Consider the following 17829-nt stretch of genomic DNA (forward strand, 5'->3'; position numbering starts at 1 on the left):
CCGGGCCCTACTTGTATCGAGATACTTTTGAGGCCCTGGGATCGATCTCGATTATCTGGATACCATCCCTGTAGACCCTGACTATTCCATCGCTCTCAGATGTAGTGACTGCTATTGCTTCCGTGTCCCGTGTGATGGCTGCGGCTGAAGCGTGCCGACCGCCCAGGCCTTTAACCATCTCCACTTCCCTTGCATTGACATCAAGATACCGGCCAGCTGCATGGATATATCCGTGGCTGTCCATGACAAATATCCCGTCCAGCTGGGCAAATTCCTTAACAGTCTCCCATTTTGCAGGATCGCGGATATTGAGTTCTTCTTTAGGATGGCCAAAAAAGGGATTCAACACAAGCTGGTGGGAACGTTTCATTACCTCTTCCATGTCACCGATTATAAAAGCAGTGCCCACAGGTTTTCCTTCCCTGCCATATGCGCCCAGGTCCATGGCGATCATCAGGACAGATTTTAGGATATTCAGGTTGACCCGCTCCGAGCATGCCCTTAGTTCTTTAACTACAGGATTGGCTTTCAGGTCATGCACGACAATACTGGTTGTTTCGCCGTGTGAGACGATGCCCACTACGTGGTCTGCTGCCAGCATATTAGCAATAAATGCAATAACTGAAGCATCACTTATGCGTTCTGACCCCAATGTTCCTTTATAATAAAGTGTCTCGGAGATGGCCTGGAGCCGCCCTGTGGAATCTTTTCCTTCTTCCACATTACTGGCTTCAAGGAGGTGATCGGCCGCCATCATTGCAGATGTGGAAGCAAGCATGACAGGGATATGGGTATCAATCTCAAGGGGCAGGTCGTTTGACATTATTATTATGGCAGACGCAGATATCTCTTCGGCGATATTTACTGCGCTTTGGATTAAAAAGCTTTTTTCAACCATAAGTAATTGCCCCTGCTTGTTCGTTCATTTGATGCTCATCTTATCAACTTTAAATTATTTATATTAATCCTAAATCTTGTTTTTTCCACATCAATACACAGGAATATACCACTGGTTTATACCTATATTCACTATCAATTATTCCTGATATGTCCACTATTCCTGATATGTCCATTGTCACTGATATGCCCACTATCCCTGATATGTACGCATAAAGGTCTGCTCAGATATCAGCCGAATTGTTTCCCGAGTGTCACATCAAATCGGAAGCTGCATGGGTTCACCATCAAGATATACAGTGGGTCCGGTAATGATACCATCCAGGTGTATGCCTGCCACCACATCCCCGCCGAAGGCGCTGTTATCACCCAGGGCCACATGGACGGTGCCAGCCACTTTTTCATCCTCAAGTACATTGCCGATGAGATGTGCCTCCGGATTAATGCCGATACCCAGTTCTGCCAGGTTGCGGCCTGGTGGTCCAACACTATCGATCATTTCAATGAGCTTACCAGACGACTCACCCGTAATATCAGTGGCCTGCCCGTCTTCGATCTTAATGGTCAGGGGCGAGTTTAGTATGCCAAGCCCGCTCATGGAACCATCCACCACAAAAACGCCATTGCCGCTTTTCGGGGCCACGAATACTTCACCAGCAGGCAGGTTAGTGGAATAACCCGGTTCATGGCAGATACCATGGTCAACCATCCATTCACATCCTTTTACATTAAAAACAATATCAGTACCAATGTCGGTGGTTATCCTCACTTCATTCACACTGTCGAGCCTGGATTTCAGTTCAAAAGCAGTATCCTTTACAGACAGGTAATCGGCAGAAATGCCGCCCGATTCCATCATCTCAAGGCTTATCCCAGGCATGGTGGCTATACGTACGCCAGCCATTTTGGCATTGATCTTGGCCTGGGTATGGGTCAGGGACTTGCTGGTGGGCGCCAGTACAACGTCGGCAGCAGCCATTGCCTCTGCCACGGCCGGGGGTGGTTCCTGGCCGTGTACCTCCCTTGGCTCTATGTTCATAAATATAGGGTCACAGCCCAGCTCTAAGGCCCTGTCATACAATGCGCTGGCAATTGAAGGATGCGTGGCAGTATCTGTAATTATAAGTACAACCTCTTCAGGTTTCACTGCCATACAGGTTTCAAGTACGGTGCAAGTGCTGTTTTTTAGTGACATGATTAATACTTTCCAGTGAGACTATCGGTAAAGCTTGATTTTTAAACGTATAAGAAAGTATATACTTTCCTGCAGGCTTAGAAAATGGAAACGAAGTGAGCATTTTCTTGACATTTCACCTTTAGTGTCTAACCTTGACAGCATATAGCTTTGTGCCTGGCACAGAGTCCAATTAATAAAGAACGAAAAATACAGTTGTATAAATAATTGGCTATGAATATCGGGTAATCCAAAATTTTACCGATACCGATATATATTACAATATCCTATATCGGATAAGTAAAATCATGTCTAATACCGATACCTCATTAATTCAGGAAAGTGTCCTTTCACATATTAATGAAAAAATACAAATGTTGAATTCAAAACGGCCTCTACCAGTTGATGCTGTAAACAAATTACAAAAAGAGATTCGACTTTACCATACATACCATTCAAATGCTATAGAAGGAAATACCCTTACACTTCCAGAGACAAAAATTGTTCTCGAAGAAGGCATAACAATCGGTGGAAAGTCAATAAAGGATCATCTCGAAGCTACCAATAATGCAAAGGCGTTTGATTTATTGGAAGACATCGCTAAAAGCAATAAAGGAATAGATCATGTTGTTATACAGCATATCCATGAAATTGTTACTGCTGGTATTCTTGAGGAGGCAGGAAAATATCGTACTAAAAATGTAAGAATAACCGGTGCGATAAAAACACCTCCTGACTGGTCAAAAGTCATCATACTATTGGATGAATTGATCAATAAGATCGATCAAAGTAACATGCATCCTATTGAAACTGTTGCTTTTCTTCATCATAGATTTGTAGAGATTCATCCATTCATAGATGGTAATGGGAGAGTAGCACGTTTGCTGACTAATTTATACTTAATTACCAAAGGTTATCCCCCTATAGTTATAACGACAGAAAATAGAAGGAAATATTATAAATTCCTTAAGTCGGCAGATAATGGAAACCTATCCCCGTTTGTTAATTTCATTGCTAAAGCTGTAGATGAGAGCATTACAATGTATCTGTCAATCTTCGGTGGAACTGATGAATTGCTGCCTCTAAAAGAACTTGCTAAGGAAACTACATATTCTCAGGAATACTTGAGCCTCCGGGCCAGACAGGGAGTTTTGGATGCAGTCAAGATTGGGAGAGTATGGTATTCATCAAAACGTGCTTTAAAAGAATACAGATTACAAAATGTTATTCCAAAAAGAAAATTAAACTTGTAAATTCAATCGATTTATTTCAATTCTATTGGAATTTTATAGACCGGTTGCTTAAAGAGGGTACACCGGCAATACTCTCCGAACGCGGCGTGCCCCCTGTCCGTAAGGTGGAGCATAGTATGGAGCTTTTTCCCGCACCAGCATAAAAAGGTTTAACAAACCCAAAATGCAAAAAATACTAATGCTTATAATCCACTATGACCACAATACAGGTAAGCAATACCCTTCACAATGAACTAATCAAGAGAAAACTCTTTGACAGGGAGACATACGAAGAAGTTATCTGGGACCTGATAGAGGACACAAGTGAATTGAACGACCAGACAAAAAGAGATATCGAAAAAGCCAGATCTGAAATAAAAGCCGGAAAGGTCCACACACTTGCACAGGTCAAGAAAGAGCTGGGATTATGACATACGGGATCATATTCTCAGATAGTGCATTAAAACAAGAACAAAATCCTCCCTTTGGTCGGATTTTCTAAGTTCCCGATAGTTTCTCCACCACTTCCATTTCAATACCGCTTTTATCCCTTCTTCACTCCTTCTCAAGCATCCTCGCCTTCTCGACAAAAGCCAGAACCGTAATAACAAAAGTGGCATGAGCCCATGTAAGCGGGCTGACACTTAAAGGACTTCCGTCAAAAGGATTCAACTGCTCCGCTAAAATACCGGTCTGGGTAGCACGATCGGTGACCCATAGCAAGATCTCCTCTGGTTTTTCCAGGTCGCTAATGCTCTCTGCTTTCTGGATATACCACTGGGCGACCCATAGTGTACAAATAAACCAGGGATTGCCTGGTATTTTCTCAGTATCGTACTCTAATACTTGGTGATACTTATCCCCATAGAACCGGGCAATGCCCCCTATATCCGTTTTTACAGAGAGTTTCTCCTCAATAGCCTTCATGGTATTGACCACCCTCACATCATCCGGGGGCAGCACCTTGAACTGTGAAAGGGCATACAGGCTGGCATCAACTGTCTCATCCCACGGATCGATGCTGCGCAGGAACCGCCCCAGTTCTTCATCATACAGATGTGTCTCGATCCCTGTTTTTATCTCATCGGCAGCCGTGCTGTATTTCCCTGCAAGGTCATTATCCCCGTACAACCGTGCAAACCCTGCTGCACACTTCAGGCCTGCGTATACGGTCGAAGATGTATAGGTATGGACAGCCCTATGCTCCTCCCATAAGTTATAACTGGGTTTTGGAAGCCCGGTTGCAGGATCCCGGTACCTTGTCATGAAATCAGCAGCCGGTTTTACCATAGAATTATAGAGCTTATCGATCATTGCAATAGATCTGGTAGCTTTATAGTGGTTCCACAGGGACACGATTATAAGGGCAGTACTATCTTCCTGTATTGGAAGCTGTATATGTCCCTCAGGGGTGAGCCAGGGCATCCAGCCACTTGCAAGTGTACCTGTAGGATTGTATTTTTGCAGGAAATACCCATGCTCACTGATAAGGTCTTGACAGTACTCGAAAAAATTAGACACAATTCCGGAATAACGTGCCATGTCCAGCGACATGGCAATGAATGCACTGTCCCGCGGCCACATATAACTGTATGAATCCATGTTGAACCGTTCAAGGATGTCACTATCATTGGCAGCGATGATCGCCCCTCCATTGTCGATCTGCGACCGTACTATAAGCAGGCTGTGTTTGAACAGGTCTGCCACCTTTGCTGGAAGGTCAAAAAAGTCATATTTCTCTTTATTGACCCATGAATGAAAGTACTGCCTGGTTTCGGCCATCATTTGTTCAGGAGTTCTTTCAAGTACCAGTTCATTGAGCCCCTTGACATCATAAAATGTTTTTCCGGCCGCTATCCAGTAATACAGTGTTTTTGTCTCACCGGCTGCAAGATGCTGGGAGAACCTGATAAAACTGTTCACTGCTCCTACCTGGATTGAGTTCATATTAAGCTCTGCCGAGTGTATCATACCAGATTTGTTCTCTCCTTTGGGTCCTATCTCATACTGGTCGAAGTGTGGTGAGCCATTGATAAGGAAATAGCGGCAGCGCTGGTAATGTATTATTGACTGCACTGCAGGATCATACACTCCTGTATCCCCCATCGGGTTCTCGTAAAGTGCAATGTCATGGGAGAAAAGCAGCTTTAGCTCGATATCCTCTGTGTCAGTATTGGTTATTACTATCCTGCGAATGAACACGTTCTCGAAAGGATGCACGCATTCGTTGAACCTCAAATTAATATCGAGCCGGTCGTTGCGGTAATAGGAGTCGGTTACTAATGTATCTTTCTTATAACCAAGTCTTGAGACCCAGTCATCTCCTATCAGGGATACCAGGTCCTTGTTTTTCCCTTCGACCATCACTCCTACCCGGCAGTGGTGGCCGTTTACGTGGTTCTCATCCCCCACACGAGGAAAGTACATATCCCGTATGCTTGCGTTCCTGTCAAGGTTCACTAACAGGGACCCATTTCCGATAACAAGAGGTTTTGGCATTGTATCATAACCTTTAATGTAGATTACTTCTATAATAGTAGTTATTAAGTGATAGTTATTAAGTGATAGTTATTAAGTGATAGTTATTAAGTGATAGTTATTAAGTGATAGTTATTAAGTGATAGTTATTAAGTGATAGTTATTAAGTGATAGTTATTAAGTGATAGTTATTAAGTGATAGTTATTAAGTGATAGTTATTAAGTGATAGTTATTAAGTGATAGTTATTAAGTGATAGTTATTAAGTGATAGTTATTAAGTGATAGTTATTAAGTGATAGTTATTAAGTGATAGTTATTAAGTGATAGTTATTAAGTGATAGTTATTAAGTGATAGTTATTAAGTGATAGTTATTAAGTGATAGTTATTAAGTGATAGTTATTAAGTGATAGTTATTAAGTGATAGTTATTAAGTGATAGTTATTAAGTGATAGTTATTAAGTGATAGTTATTAAGTGATAGTTATTAAGTGATAGTTATTAAGTGATAGTTATTAAGTGATAGTTATTAAGTGATAGTTATTAAGTGATAGTTATTAAGTGATAGTTATTAAGTGATAGTTATTAAGTGATAGTTATTAAGTGATAGTTATTAAGTGATAGTTATTAAGTGATAGTTATTAAGTGATAGTTATTAAGTGATAGTTATTAAGTGATAGTTATTAAGTGATAGTTATTAAGTGATAGTTATTAAGTGATAGTTATTAAGTGATAGTTATTTAGTGATTGAAATTAGGGGTTTTTCAATTCTATACAGTATATTACTTCATATACTTTAGTAACTGCGAGCGTTAGTGAGCAATTAATTGTGCACTACCCCTCAGGAAGACAGATAAATGACAACAAAGCAGCAAAAAACAGATGATATAAGTGTAGGTTTTCTCTCGTATGAATTTCCACCAAAAATTTTTGGAGGAGTTGGGGTACATGTGACCGAACTGGCAAGACATCTTGCAGAGAGTATCCGGCAAGTGCATGTGTTCACATCACATGTGGAAGGATTGGACTGCCAGAAAGCAGGAAGTGTGTTTGTGCACAGGTCATCTAAACCTTTAGTACCTGTATCGGACCGTTCCTATAATATGTTTGAAAGGATATTGAACAATTTCAATGTGGCCGGGATGATGGATAAACATCCTTTAAATAATAATAAACTTGACCTGCTGAATTCACAAGAAGAATTGGTCCGGATGGCTGCAACAGAAGCTAAAAATGACACCGGACTGCTTCCAGTGGTGACTTCGCACAATACCGATGTTAACAAGCTCAAACCAGACCGGCTGGGCGTTGTTATGGGGCAGAATGTGGTGGATAAGGTGGGCAGGTTCACTGCAGTATCGAAATACATGCGAACGGAACTTGACCAGACCTTTGGTATTGCGTCACATGTTGAAGGATTGGATGGCCAGAAGGCAGGAAGTGTGTATGTTTCAAAGTCATCTAAACCTTTATTACCTGCATCGAACTATTCAAGTAAGGATTTTGAAAGGGTCATGACAAATTTCAATGTAGCCGGAATGGTGGAGAAACATCTTTCCAGTGCAGGACTTGACCTGCTGCATTCACATGGAGGATTGATCCAGCTGGCTGCAACAGAAGCTAAAAATGACACAGGACTACCCCTGGTGATGACAGCTCACAGTACCGAGATCAACAGGCTCAGGCCAGATCGGCTGAGTGTTGTTATGGAGCATAATGTGGTGGATAAAGTGGACAGGTTCATTGCAGTATCAGGATATATGCGAAGGGAACTTAACCAGACATTTGGTATCAATTACAACAAGATCACTGTCATACCAAACGGCGTGGATACTGCGATCTTCAAACACCAGAAAGCGGATGATATCCGCAGGAAATACCAGCTTGATAACAGGTTTGTCGTGCTCTTCGTCGGCAGGGATGACCCGCAAAAGGGTGTGAAGTACCTGGTCAATGCCGTGAAGAATCTTGCTAAGCAGATACCTGAGATCATGCTTGTCATGGTCGGCCATCAGGATATTTATAATGATAAAAATATCCTCTGCCTCCCGCGTGTTAGCAGGAGCGAACTCGTCAAGTTACATTCCCTTTCCGATGTGTTCGTGCTGCCCAGTGTCTATGAGCCGTTCGGTATTGTCCTCCTGGAGGCCATGGCATGTGAAACCCCGTGTATTGGAATCCGGACTGGCGGGATGCCTGATATCATAGACCATGACAGGACAGGGCTTCTGGTGGAGCCGAGGAGTGATGAGGGTATTTCAGAGGCGATCGCCAGGTTATACCACGACCCTGAAAAGCGGTACAGAATGGGTAAAAAAGGAAGGGACAAGGTAATCTCAGACTTTAGCTGGAAGGATATTTCGGATAAGACCATTAAAGTATACCAGCAGGTACTGCATTAGAGCTCTTCGTTCCAGATTTTTCAATCTATAGGAAAATATATACTTTCTTGAGGAAGGTCTGGTGAAATCGTAATATGGTTTTGGGATTGTACTGTTTACGACGTTTCTGGAAAGGTATTTCAATAGTGATCCACATATATTTCATTGATAATATGAATTATCGGAGTGAAAATTATGGAATATCTTGGCATAACAATCACAGCTGATTCCACCAGTAAGGAGATCGTACCAATTGCAAAGGCAATCCATGAATTGTTGGGACTTCCCATCACCATGCGTACACTGAACAACCTGGGTGTGAGGATTGAAAAAGGTAAAGTACTGGACTATAAATATACCGGACCTACTCTGGAAAAGGCACTTGAGACCAACTCAACCATCAGGTCTATTCCAAAGACAGGAGATTATTCCAGCATACCTGTAGTGGTGACCACTATTAAAAATGAAGACGGATATGGAATTGCTGCTATAGGAATTGTGGATGTGGTCGGTACTGTTGACCTGGGAGTAGCTTTTGGAAATTATCCTGAGATAGTAAACCAGGTAAGTGATATCCTGAAATCCAGGGTAATCACACCTTAATACAGAGGGCAGTTATTCTATAGTTCCCATCTGTTATCTACAGGGAATTGTTCATTTATCCACATCAAGACACGCCCGCCGTGTATGATATAATATTCCCTGGACAGCACTGGGACGTCATTGAATATTCCCCCTCCCTTTTTCATTCCGATATTGAGGATATCCCTTCTGGTCTCTAACTTGTGTTTCCTCAATATCCGCCCTATTGGGATGTCGGCCCGTATCAGGTCAGCTTTCATGCCAGGAGGTATCAGGTCTATAGGGGCAAGTGAGCGGGCGAACACATAGGACATTCCCGAAACCTTAAGCACGACCTCCCTGTGGTTCACAGGGTCATTTTGCCTGATGTCCAGCAGTTCTGCCTCTGCTTCGGTGGCCTCTCCCACTTCCTGGATCCGGGTCACAACATCTACCTGCTGCTTTGTCATGACTTCCAGCAGGTATGTAACCGACCCGTCTGTTCCTGCACATATTCGTAGGGTGGTTGGGATATCAAGGGTTGTTAGCTTGTCCAGGGGTCCGGGTTCCATCCTCACACCTGAATTATGAAACAATTATTCCCGGACTTCTTTTTTCGCCATGTTTCGCCGCTGTTTTGAAGTATAGCCGGTGGCATTATTCAGGAATTCCCTGAATCTCCTGTTGGTATCGAGTATTTCCTCGTCAGGGACGTTCGGGTTAGGCGTTGTGTCCACTCTTAACTTTTTATCTATAATACTGGCCTCAACACGCTGAAGTGCGCCGTAACTGACGATGAGTTTTCCATCCTCTTCGGTCACCGGAACCTGGAAACTGTCCTGCAATACTTCTTTTATGCGGTCCATTTCAGGCTTGAATCCTCGCTTTAACTTGTATTCCTGAATTTATATCACCTTTATGTGTCTGTTAATTGCATAGTGATAAAATACTTTGCATTTTTTCGTAGTGTGCCAGAATAACAAGATTTTAGAAGGAATGCCTGAAACATTTAATGTGCTCCACCACTAAGATTTAACCCAATTACTCCAATTATTATCAGTCCAAGTGATATTATTTTCAGTGCAGTTACCGGTTCCTTGAACCACAATATTCCCACAGTTACGATAAGTGCAGTTCCTATGCCTGCCCATATTGCATAAGCAACACTTACATCGATCTTTTTCAGGGCAAATGTCAATGAACCAAGGCTAAGCAAATAGAAGATGATCATTAATATTGACGGAACTGCTTTAGTGAAACCATAGGATAATTTCATGCATGTGGTGCCAGCCACTTCAAAAATTATTGCTATAATCAAATAGAATAGACTCAAAAAATCACTCCTGTGATTTTACACAATAATATCATCATTCCAATTCCAGCCGCTTCGCCAACTCGGCCAAACTCGTACAAAGCACGACAGACCTCTCGATCATCAAGTTCACTACCCCCTCAATACCAAGCGTCCTGAAATCTGTCCGCAGCCCGTACACAGGCTTACCCAGGGCATGGGCATATCCTATCTCCCACGCCGTGCCCGAATCCACATCCACACCGTCAAGCACTGCTACCAGTATGTCAGCCTCATCAATGGCGGCCACGTTCTTGCTAAATATGGACTCCTGTCTGGCATCCAGTTCGGAATCAATCTCGTTTGAGTGCTCCTGGGGCAGGAAGACACCCATACCTATTCTTTCCAGCTCATCTCTTAGCCTGCTATTAAAATCGCATTCAGCCTCTGAAAAAAGCGGTGCTGCAAGGTATACATTTCTCATGAGATCTAAATGGTCGCTAAAGGCAAATAAGTTTTCTAAAAGGAATTGAATCGAATCATTTTCAATATCTAAGTCTATCCTGCCTTTCAACAATGTAGTAAAAAACAAAAAAAATCCGCCTGGTCCCATCCCGGATGAACGCTGATACTGCATACGAAATCTGCGTTCATCTGTAGTTCGTTATAATTCAAAAGACCAGAAGAAATTAAAAAATCTCTTATTTCGCCAGGCTTTCCCTTAGCACTTCCAGCCCGCGCTCCAGTGCCTCTTCGATCTTCCTCGCATCAGGACCCCCGCCCTGTGCCAGTTCAGTCCTGCCGCCGCCGCCGCCGCCAACGACCTTTGACATTTCCCTGACAAGGTCACCTGAGTTTGCACCATTTTCCAGTGCTTTATCACCGGCTGCCGCTACAATCTTTGCCCCGCCCAGCTCGCTGGCCAGCAGTGCAACTACATCGGATTCTTTAGTGAACTTAGCTGCCGCTTTTACCAGCTCTTCGATATCGGCACCGGGCAGGGTACGGGCTATAACCCTGAATCCGCCAATGTCCACTGCATCTGAAATCAACGAACCCACTCTTGCCGAGGCCAGGTCTTCCTTCAGCCTGGCGTTCTCCTTTTTGAACTCCTTCCATTCATTGAAGAACCTGGCAGTGGTCTCAGGCAGGTGTTCAGGTGCAACCTTCAATTCATCGGCGCTCAGCCACAGCAGGTCGTCCAGTTCCTGCCAGCGCTTTACTGCCGCCTCGCCTGCCGCATACTCCAGCCGTTCCACGCCGTCCTGTATCCGCTCTGCCTTTAGTATCTTAATAGGACCAATAAGCCCGGTATTGCTAACATGGGTGCCGCCGCACGCCTCCACGTCATCCCCTACCCTGAGCACCCGAATCTGTTTACCTGGCGGCACACCGCCCTGGTACAGCACGAACCCGAACTTCTGCTCGGCCTCGGTCCTGTCCATCCAGGTGGTCTCCACAGGGATGTTGGCCATCACTGTCTGGTTGGCTATAAGTTCGATCTCCTTGAGTTCTTCATTGGTGATGCGTTTGAAATGGGACAGGTCCAGACGTGCCCGCTCAGCGCTCTTCTGGGCGCCAGTCTGCCAGATATGGTTGCCCAGCACCTTCTTGGCAGCATCGTTCACTACATGGGTGGCAGTATGGTGGCGCATATGTGCCAGACGTCTCTTTCTATCCACAGCCCCGTCCACAGTATCCCCTGGTTCCAGGTCGATCATATCCTCGAAAATAGTATGAAAAATCACGCCCTGCTCGATCTGGACATCCACTACTTGGTAGGTGGAATTCCCTTTGGTGATGATACCGTGGTCATGAGGCTGCCCACCGCCCTCAGGATAGAACTGGGTCCTGTCAAGTATGACATTGCCGTCAATAACTGCCACGACCTTTGCCTGGAATTCAAGCTCTTCAGGCAGGTCATAATACGACTTCTCTGTATCAGGCAGGTTTTCTATACCGGGAATAACTTGTTCAACCTCTTCCTTATCCTCTGCTTTGCTGTGGCTTTCAGCCACAAGTGAGTAGAATGTATCTGGCAGGTCTATCCTCAGGCCGATCTCTTCTGCCACATCTGCCGTGATCTCAGGAGATATGCCGTGGGTGTCATACATCTGGATGATCTCACCTAGTGGGAATTCCTCGCCCTTATCCATATAATGTCGTGCGCTCTTTGCAACCAGACGCCGTCCACGCTCCAGGGTATCGGCATACTTGTCTTCCTCTCTGTCAAGTATCTCTACAATAGTTTTTAGACGTTCACTGAACTCAGGATACTCGGGCAGCTTGTCTATCTGCATGGTAACGATGTCTGATAGTAGTACATCCATGCCTGCCTCAGCCATAAGCCGCAGGGTCCGGCGCAGTACCAGCCGTGCCAGGTATCCTGCCTTTACATTGGATGGGATGATACCATCCCCGAACATAAATGCCAGGCACCTGCTGTGGTCAGCGATGGCGTATACCCTTTCCACAGGTTCCATAATAGCCTGCAGTTCTTCAACCGGAATGCCGATCTCGGCCGCCACTTTCTTGCGCAGTTCCATGAGGTTGGCCTGTCCTGTGATATCCATCAACCCGGCAAGCTTTGCGTTTTTGGCCAGGATATTGGCATATTCGGGGTCGTCCAGTCTGTGCTCTACACCTGCAAGGTCCATTAGTTCACTGACTACCTCCGGGAACACAGCATCATAGATGGTGGGCGAACCCTTGCTGGCCCATACGAATCTCTCAAGACCGTAACCCGTGTCCACGATGTAATTGTCCATCTTTACATATGGGTCTCCCTTGATCATTATATCCCCGCCTTTTTTCTGCTGCAGGTCCATGAACACCAGTGTGGCTACCTCAAGCCCGGCCACCAGCACTTCTACACAGGGCCCGGCATTACCGCCACCGGCCCATGGTTCTTCTTTATAGGTCACGGCATTGGGGTCTGTGCCCAGGTCATTTAGCAGGGCATCACAATATTCTACTGTCTCGTTCTTCCAGTAGATCTCTTTTTGTGGATTATTAAAAGCATGATGCGCCATCATCTCGAAGTTTGTGAGATGGCGGCCGCTGCGTCCTACTGAATCAAGGTCAGGTAAGCGGATGCACGGCTGGCTGATGGTAAGGGGATTGGCTGGAGGTGGTACCATTCCAGAGGTGACGAACGGCTGGAAATCGGCAATACTTGCAATGGTGAGGTAGATATCGTCCCGCCACCTGGCAATAACAGGGTACCTGTCCACCCTTGTATGGTTGTGCTCCTCGAAGAAGGAGAGGAACTTCTCCCTCATCTGTGAGAGGTCGTACTGCTTTGTGAAGACCGGGCTGCCTATGAATGAGTACGGATCACATGGTGCGTCTCCGCATGTTATTCTGTCCGGGTCCCGTGTCCAGTAGGCACTGCCGCATTTTGAGCAGGTTTTTCTCTCAAATCCGTTCTCAAAGAAATAACTCAGTTGGTATTCGTCCTCAAGCATAGTATTCCCTGTATTTGTGATATTGGGTTTTAATGGTCTTTATACTGAAAAGGTTTGTGCAGGAAGACCATACCAGGATGTTTTAATTATTGTTTTTATGGCATCTGCATTTTCCCGGGTGGACGGGGTGTGGTTATTCAAGCAGTGGGATCGCGGTTTGGTGCAGTATAGGTGAGCTGGGTTTTGTTTGCATCTTTTTTTGGGGATATGTGATAATTTCCGCAGGTTTTATCGTTTATGCCGCAGTAAATAACTTATTCTTCATAATCCAAACAATTTAATTAATTGATACAACATATCGGGATAAAAAATGTCAGAATCAGAAATAAATATACAAAACGTAGTTGCATCGACTAAATTAGCAGATAGTTTTGATCTTGTTAAAATTGAGTCAGCACTCGAAGGTGCAGAGTACAATAAAAAAAAATTTCCTGGCATGGTCTATAGGGTAACTGATCCCAAAGCTGCCTTTTTAATTTTCACTTCAGGGAAAGTAGTCTGTACAGGCGCAAAGAACGTTGCAGATGTGAGAACTGTCATAAAGAACCTGGCAGATAAGATCGAATCCCTCGGTATCAGTGTCGATAAAAATCCGGAGATAACTATTCAGAATATCGTGGCATCAGCTGACCTGGGCGCAAAGTTGAACCTTAATGCAATTGCAATCGGATTTGGTTTTGAAAACATTGAATATGAACCCGAGCAATTTCCGGGACTTGTCTACAGGATCGCTTCCCCAAAGATCGTGGTGTTGATATTCAGTTCAGGAAAACTGGTCGTTACCGGAGGGAAATCGCCTGACGATTGCAATAGGGGAGTCGAGATCGTAAGGGAACAGCTTGAAGGCATGTCCCTGCTCTGAAGGTCATCTAACAGGTGTTTATCTTGTCATCCTATCGTGAGGCAGTGGCACAGAATTTTATTGTTGATGATGAGGTGAAAGACTTCATTAACAGGGAGGACCGTGACTTTCGGGTCTGCACATCATGCAGCGGTCCCGTACTGGTGCCCCTGGATATGGCCCGTGCCAAATCAAGTGATATTGAAATAAAGGTCGGTGACAATACATTGTTCGTGTCTATTGTCATGGCACGGTACACACGGCGTATACACAAGTCCATGCTTGACCAGTATATGTGGTTCCTGGAAAATGGCCAGAGCTGTGAACTTGATTAAAACACTGCGAGAGAACTAAAACAGTACGAGAGAAATAAGGAAATACTTCGAAGCTGCTATGTGCGAATCCCGAAGGATGGCACGGCCCCGAAAGAATATTCCTGTGGTTCAGGCTCTCCCCTGATGTGATATTTTCGCTGGTTGCGGTTCCCCATACGCTCAAGCTTGTTCTCCCTGTACATGCGGGAAAGGTACGTGGAGACAGTGCTCAGGTTGATATTACCGTATACCCTGTCGTAATCTCTTTTCACTTCAAGGGATGTGAACCACTGGCCTTTGTATTCGAAATTCAGGAAAAGTTCAAGGCGTTGTTTTATCGTAAGGGACTCGTTCTTCAGTCTGCTGTATTCTTCCTCAGCAATCTGTAGATTACGAGTCCCTCCGATATTTTGTGGTTGGGGTGGTTGGTTGATATATTGTTTAGTGTAAGTTGGTTGGGTTTGTTGTTGAATCTGTGGTTGGATCTGTGGTTGGGTTTGTGGTTGGGTCTGTGGTTGGGTCTGTGGTTGGGTTTGTGGTTGGGCTTGTGGTTGGGCTTGTGGTTGGGCTTGTGGTTGAATTTGTGGCGGTGTGTTCACAGCGGGCTGTGGGGCCTGCTGAACCTGAAGTTGGGATGATTGTGCTGCCAATGCAACATCATGTAAGCTCTTCAACTTATTCACAAGTTCCATTATGTACTCAGGTGTAGGGTTTCCGACAACCACAGAATTATCAGTCGAACCATTGTCCATGGTTATTTCGAGCTTTATCTTCATCGTCCGTTCCGGTGTTATTTTTAAACAGGAATCCATACGCCCATCCCCTCAGATAGCGGCCGGATTCCCGTGCTTCGGAAGTATTCCATCCCCTCCGATAATTTGCTGACCGTTACATCGTGAACCAGAAGTGAACTGTTATTCACGTAGTTAACAAGTAAAGATGTGTTCAACATGATATATAAGCGTTTCAGTGGAAATAGGGGTGGATATCTGTATTTATAGCAATTAACAAGTTTAACACTGTTTTTACCTGAAACAAACCAAATTTTTCATTAATTAATGAATTCACAGCACCACAACACATTAACTACATAAATATAATCAATTTCAATCTACTTCTATTTTAATTATCTTTCCAATTGAAACAAGGGGGTAGGTTATATACTGATTAACACAGCATTTCACGCCTTAAAACTGTTTATATGAATTCAATACATATATATTTAGTCCCTTGTGTCAGAACTTGTCAATAGCAATTGTAAATGCGTGGATGTGATAATACGGCCTTGAAATTATTTACGCTATCAAGCAGGCATATTAAAATATTCTACCACAATCGGTATGAACAAAATCAGTCCAATTCATACATAATACAATTTGTTCATTACATATCACTACATATTACATACCAAATTTCTCATTTTATATACCACATTACTAATTACTAATTACTAATTACTAATTACTAATTACTAATTACTAATTACTAATTACTAATTACGAATTACAAATTACACAATAAATATCAATGAAAAGAGACATAATAGCCACAGTGCCTGAAGAGTTGATCATATCCGGGACCATCCTCTACGGTGATGAATTTGAGCCTATTGAAGGATATCTCTGTATAAAGGATGATATGATAAAGGAAGTGGGAACCGACGCCCATGTGGATGCCCACATGACCGGGCTGGTTGCACCGTGTTTTGTGAATGCCCATACCCATATTGGCGATGCAGTTCTCAAGGACCCGCCAGTCTCTGATCTGGACAGCCTTGTAAAACCTCCCCACGGCCTTAAGCACAGGGTGCTCAACAACACACCTGAAAACGTACTAAAGGATGCCATGGGCAGGACCCTTGAGGATATGGTATTAAGCGGAACATGTATGTTCTGTGACTTCAGGGAGGGCGGCATTAAAGGTGCATCCATACTATCAGAACTCCTGGGCATCTTCAAAAACATTACAGGTATGGTCATGGGCAGGCCGGGAATACCAGATGGATTAATTCCCGGTGAACTTAGCGAACTCCTTGGAATCGGTAGCGGTCTGGGCTTTAGTGGTGTTAATGACATTCCTTACCACATCCTGGAAGAGGCAGTGTACACTGCACATGGTGCAGGTAAATTGTTCGCCATACATGCAGGTGAGAAGGACATATCAGATATTCCTGAAGCTATCGGACTAAAGCCCGACTTTATCGTGCATATGACCTATGCCGGAGATACACACATTAAAGACTTAGCTGATGCCCATATTCCTGTAGTTGTATGTCCCAGGTCGAATTTCGTAACCAGGGTCGGTTCACCCCAACGTCCACCCATACAAAAGATGCTTGATATGGGAATAACAGTAGGGGTTGGTACTGACAATGTTATGCTTAATTCGGTCAATATGTTCTCTGAAATGGAATTCCTGTCTAAGGTATACAGGCTGGATGACAGACAGGTATTTAAGTTGTGCACGCTTAATGGAGCAAAAATACTTGGGACTGATAAGGATATAGGTTCAATCGTGGATGGTAAACATGCCACAATCATGGTGCTGGACGATGAGTCCCCTAACTTATCCAACAGCAGTGACCCTGTTGCCAGCCTTGTCAGAAGAGGGAGACCTGACGACATCAAAGCAATAATAAATGGAAATGGAGGAATTATCCATGGAAAGTAGATTGTTTAAAAACATAATTCTTGCAACGGACGGTTCGAAATATTCTGGAAATGCTGTTGAATATGCCGTTGAGCTTGCCAAGATTTCCGGGGCCAGGATATCTGCCATATATGTAGTTGATACCGGGGCATTTGCCACCATACCCATGGACGCGGCATGGGAGAACATATATGAACTGTTGAAGACAGAAGGCAGCGAAGCAACCGATAAAGTAAATACAGAGGCAATAAAATCAGATGTGGAAGTGGAATGCTTTGTTGTGGAAGGACATCCGGCAGAAGAGATTGTGAAATTATCGGAAACTATTCCGGCAGACCTGATCGTTATGGGTACCCTTGGTAAGAGGGGACTTGACAGGTTCCTGCTGGGCAGCGTGGCAGAAAAAGTTTCAAGGACTTCAAAAGTGCCTGTAATGATCATCAGAGGGGAAAAGCCCAGATAGTAAAATATCATTAACAGTCAAAATGGAGAGCTAAATCAATGCCAAATTTTACAACAGTTGGTGACATCATGGTAAGGGATGTT

The 17829-nt window shown here is 44.1% G+C and carries 17 protein-coding genes; 8 read left to right on the top strand and 9 right to left on the bottom strand.

Translation table 11 applies throughout. The annotated features are described in order from the left end of the window. Positions 1–7 precede the first annotated feature (7 nt). Together HF974_11760 and HF974_11765 are read right to left on the bottom strand one after the other, a co-directional pair. Positions 8–898 (bottom strand): diadenylate cyclase, encoded by an 891-nt coding sequence (locus HF974_11760; protein MBC2698984.1) that lies wholly within the window; start codon positions 896–898, stop codon positions 8–10. A 258-nt stretch (positions 899–1156) separates the two neighbouring features. Further along, positions 1157–2092, bottom strand: coding sequence for an aminopeptidase (locus HF974_11765; protein ID MBC2698985.1), 936 nt, complete (start codon positions 2090–2092; stop codon positions 1157–1159). 287 nt (positions 2093–2379) lie between these two features. On the opposite strand from HF974_11765, the gene HF974_11770 reads away from it, so the two are divergent. Then, on the top strand, positions 2380–3324 hold the full coding sequence (locus HF974_11770) for a Fic family protein (GenBank protein ID MBC2698986.1): 945 nt from the start codon (positions 2380–2382) through the stop codon (positions 3322–3324). A 194-nt stretch (positions 3325–3518) separates the two neighbouring features. After that, positions 3519–3734: a hypothetical protein gene (locus HF974_11775; protein ID MBC2698987.1), complete on the top strand. Its 216-nt coding sequence runs from the start codon at positions 3519–3521 to the stop codon at positions 3732–3734. A gap of 124 nt (positions 3735–3858) precedes the next feature. On the opposite strand, the gene HF974_11780 is transcribed toward HF974_11775, so the two are convergent. After that, positions 3859–5802, bottom strand: a complete 1944-nt coding sequence (locus HF974_11780; protein MBC2698988.1) for a glycoside hydrolase family 15 protein — start codon at positions 5800–5802, stop codon at positions 3859–3861. A gap of 834 nt (positions 5803–6636) precedes the next feature. Here HF974_11780 and HF974_11785 point away from each other — a divergent pair. Both HF974_11785 and HF974_11790 read left to right on the top strand, forming a co-directional pair. Beyond that, a complete protein-coding gene (locus HF974_11785) occupies positions 6637–8181 on the top strand; it encodes a glycosyltransferase family 4 protein (GenBank protein ID MBC2698989.1) in 1545 nt (514 codons plus the stop codon). A gap of 174 nt (positions 8182–8355) precedes the next feature. Beyond that, positions 8356–8763 carry a DUF2111 domain-containing protein gene (locus HF974_11790; GenBank protein MBC2698990.1) on the top strand — a complete coding sequence of 136 codons (408 nt, stop codon included), beginning with the start codon at positions 8356–8358 and terminating at the stop codon, positions 8761–8763. Between the two features lie 17 nt (positions 8764–8780). On the opposite strand, the gene HF974_11795 is transcribed toward HF974_11790, so the two are convergent. From HF974_11795 to alaS, 5 genes are all read right to left on the bottom strand, one after another. Continuing rightward, positions 8781–9293, bottom strand: a complete 513-nt coding sequence (locus tag HF974_11795) for a DUF98 domain-containing protein (protein MBC2698991.1) — start codon at positions 9291–9293, stop codon at positions 8781–8783. A gap of 24 nt (positions 9294–9317) precedes the next feature. Then, positions 9318–9626 (bottom strand): DUF5611 family protein, encoded by a 309-nt coding sequence (locus HF974_11800; protein MBC2698992.1) that lies wholly within the window; start codon positions 9624–9626, stop codon positions 9318–9320. Positions 9627–9730: 104 nt separating this feature from the next. Then, positions 9731–10054 (bottom strand): multidrug efflux SMR transporter, encoded by a 324-nt coding sequence (locus tag HF974_11805; protein ID MBC2698993.1) that lies wholly within the window; start codon positions 10052–10054, stop codon positions 9731–9733. Between the two features lie 34 nt (positions 10055–10088). Then, positions 10089–10496, bottom strand: coding sequence for a nucleoside 2-deoxyribosyltransferase (locus HF974_11810; GenBank protein MBC2698994.1), 408 nt, complete (start codon positions 10494–10496; stop codon positions 10089–10091). A 217-nt stretch (positions 10497–10713) separates the two neighbouring features. Next, positions 10714–13479 (bottom strand): alanine--tRNA ligase, encoded by a 2766-nt coding sequence (gene alaS, locus HF974_11815; protein ID MBC2698995.1) that lies wholly within the window; start codon positions 13477–13479, stop codon positions 10714–10716. A gap of 310 nt (positions 13480–13789) precedes the next feature. On the opposite strand from alaS, the gene HF974_11820 reads away from it, so the two are divergent. Together HF974_11820 and HF974_11825 are read left to right on the top strand one after the other, a co-directional pair. After that, the gene (locus HF974_11820) at positions 13790–14341 is read left to right on the top strand and encodes a TATA-box-binding protein (protein ID MBC2698996.1); all 552 of its coding nucleotides are present in this window, start codon (positions 13790–13792) and stop codon (positions 14339–14341) included. Positions 14342–14361: 20 nt separating this feature from the next. Continuing rightward, positions 14362–14655: a hypothetical protein gene (locus HF974_11825; GenBank protein ID MBC2698997.1), complete on the top strand. Its 294-nt coding sequence runs from the start codon at positions 14362–14364 to the stop codon at positions 14653–14655. 56 nt (positions 14656–14711) lie between these two features. Here the strand turns inward: HF974_11825 and HF974_11830 are convergent, their stop codons facing one another. Further along, positions 14712–15446 carry a hypothetical protein gene (locus HF974_11830; protein ID MBC2698998.1) on the bottom strand — a complete coding sequence of 245 codons (735 nt, stop codon included), beginning with the start codon at positions 15444–15446 and terminating at the stop codon, positions 14712–14714. Between the two features lie 715 nt (positions 15447–16161). On the opposite strand from HF974_11830, the gene HF974_11835 reads away from it, so the two are divergent. Beyond that, positions 16162–17304, top strand: coding sequence for an amidohydrolase family protein (locus tag HF974_11835; protein ID MBC2698999.1), 1143 nt, complete (start codon positions 16162–16164; stop codon positions 17302–17304). Continuing rightward, complete coding sequence (locus tag HF974_11840) at positions 17294–17746, top strand: universal stress protein (GenBank protein MBC2699000.1); 453 nt, start codon at positions 17294–17296, stop codon at positions 17744–17746. The genes HF974_11835 and HF974_11840 overlap by 11 nt, the downstream gene beginning before the upstream one ends. The last annotated feature ends 83 nt before the right edge of the window (positions 17747–17829 follow it).

The sequence above is a fragment of the ANME-2 cluster archaeon genome (assembly GCA_014237145.1).
Lineage (GTDB): Archaea > Halobacteriota > Methanosarcinia > Methanosarcinales > Methanocomedenaceae > Methanocomedens_A.

Excerpts from the sequence above, each read along its gene's own strand:
- HF974_11760 (MBC2698984.1), bottom strand. The coding sequence starts at position 898 with ATGGTTGAAAAAAGCTTTTTAATCCAAAGCGCAGTAAATATCGCCGAA.
- HF974_11765 (MBC2698985.1), bottom strand. The coding sequence starts at position 2,092 with ATGTCACTAAAAAACAGCACTTGCACCGTACTTGAAACCTGTATGGCA.
- HF974_11770 (MBC2698986.1), top strand. The coding sequence starts at position 2,380 with ATGTCTAATACCGATACCTCATTAATTCAGGAAAGTGTCCTTTCACAT.
- HF974_11775 (MBC2698987.1), top strand. The coding sequence starts at position 3,519 with ATGACCACAATACAGGTAAGCAATACCCTTCACAATGAACTAATCAAG.
- HF974_11780 (MBC2698988.1), bottom strand. The coding sequence starts at position 5,802 with ATGCCAAAACCTCTTGTTATCGGAAATGGGTCCCTGTTAGTGAACCTT.
- HF974_11785 (MBC2698989.1), top strand. The coding sequence starts at position 6,637 with ATGACAACAAAGCAGCAAAAAACAGATGATATAAGTGTAGGTTTTCTC.
- HF974_11790 (MBC2698990.1), top strand. The coding sequence starts at position 8,356 with ATGGAATATCTTGGCATAACAATCACAGCTGATTCCACCAGTAAGGAG.
- HF974_11795 (MBC2698991.1), bottom strand. The coding sequence starts at position 9,293 with ATGGAACCCGGACCCCTGGACAAGCTAACAACCCTTGATATCCCAACC.
- HF974_11810 (MBC2698994.1), bottom strand. The coding sequence starts at position 10,496 with ATGAGAAATGTATACCTTGCAGCACCGCTTTTTTCAGAGGCTGAATGC.
- alaS (MBC2698995.1), bottom strand. The coding sequence starts at position 13,479 with ATGCTTGAGGACGAATACCAACTGAGTTATTTCTTTGAGAACGGATTT.
- HF974_11820 (MBC2698996.1), top strand. The coding sequence starts at position 13,790 with ATGTCAGAATCAGAAATAAATATACAAAACGTAGTTGCATCGACTAAA.
- HF974_11830 (MBC2698998.1), bottom strand. The coding sequence starts at position 15,446 with ATGGATTCCTGTTTAAAAATAACACCGGAACGGACGATGAAGATAAAG.
- HF974_11835 (MBC2698999.1), top strand. The coding sequence starts at position 16,162 with ATGAAAAGAGACATAATAGCCACAGTGCCTGAAGAGTTGATCATATCC.
- HF974_11840 (MBC2699000.1), top strand. The coding sequence starts at position 17,294 with ATGGAAAGTAGATTGTTTAAAAACATAATTCTTGCAACGGACGGTTCG.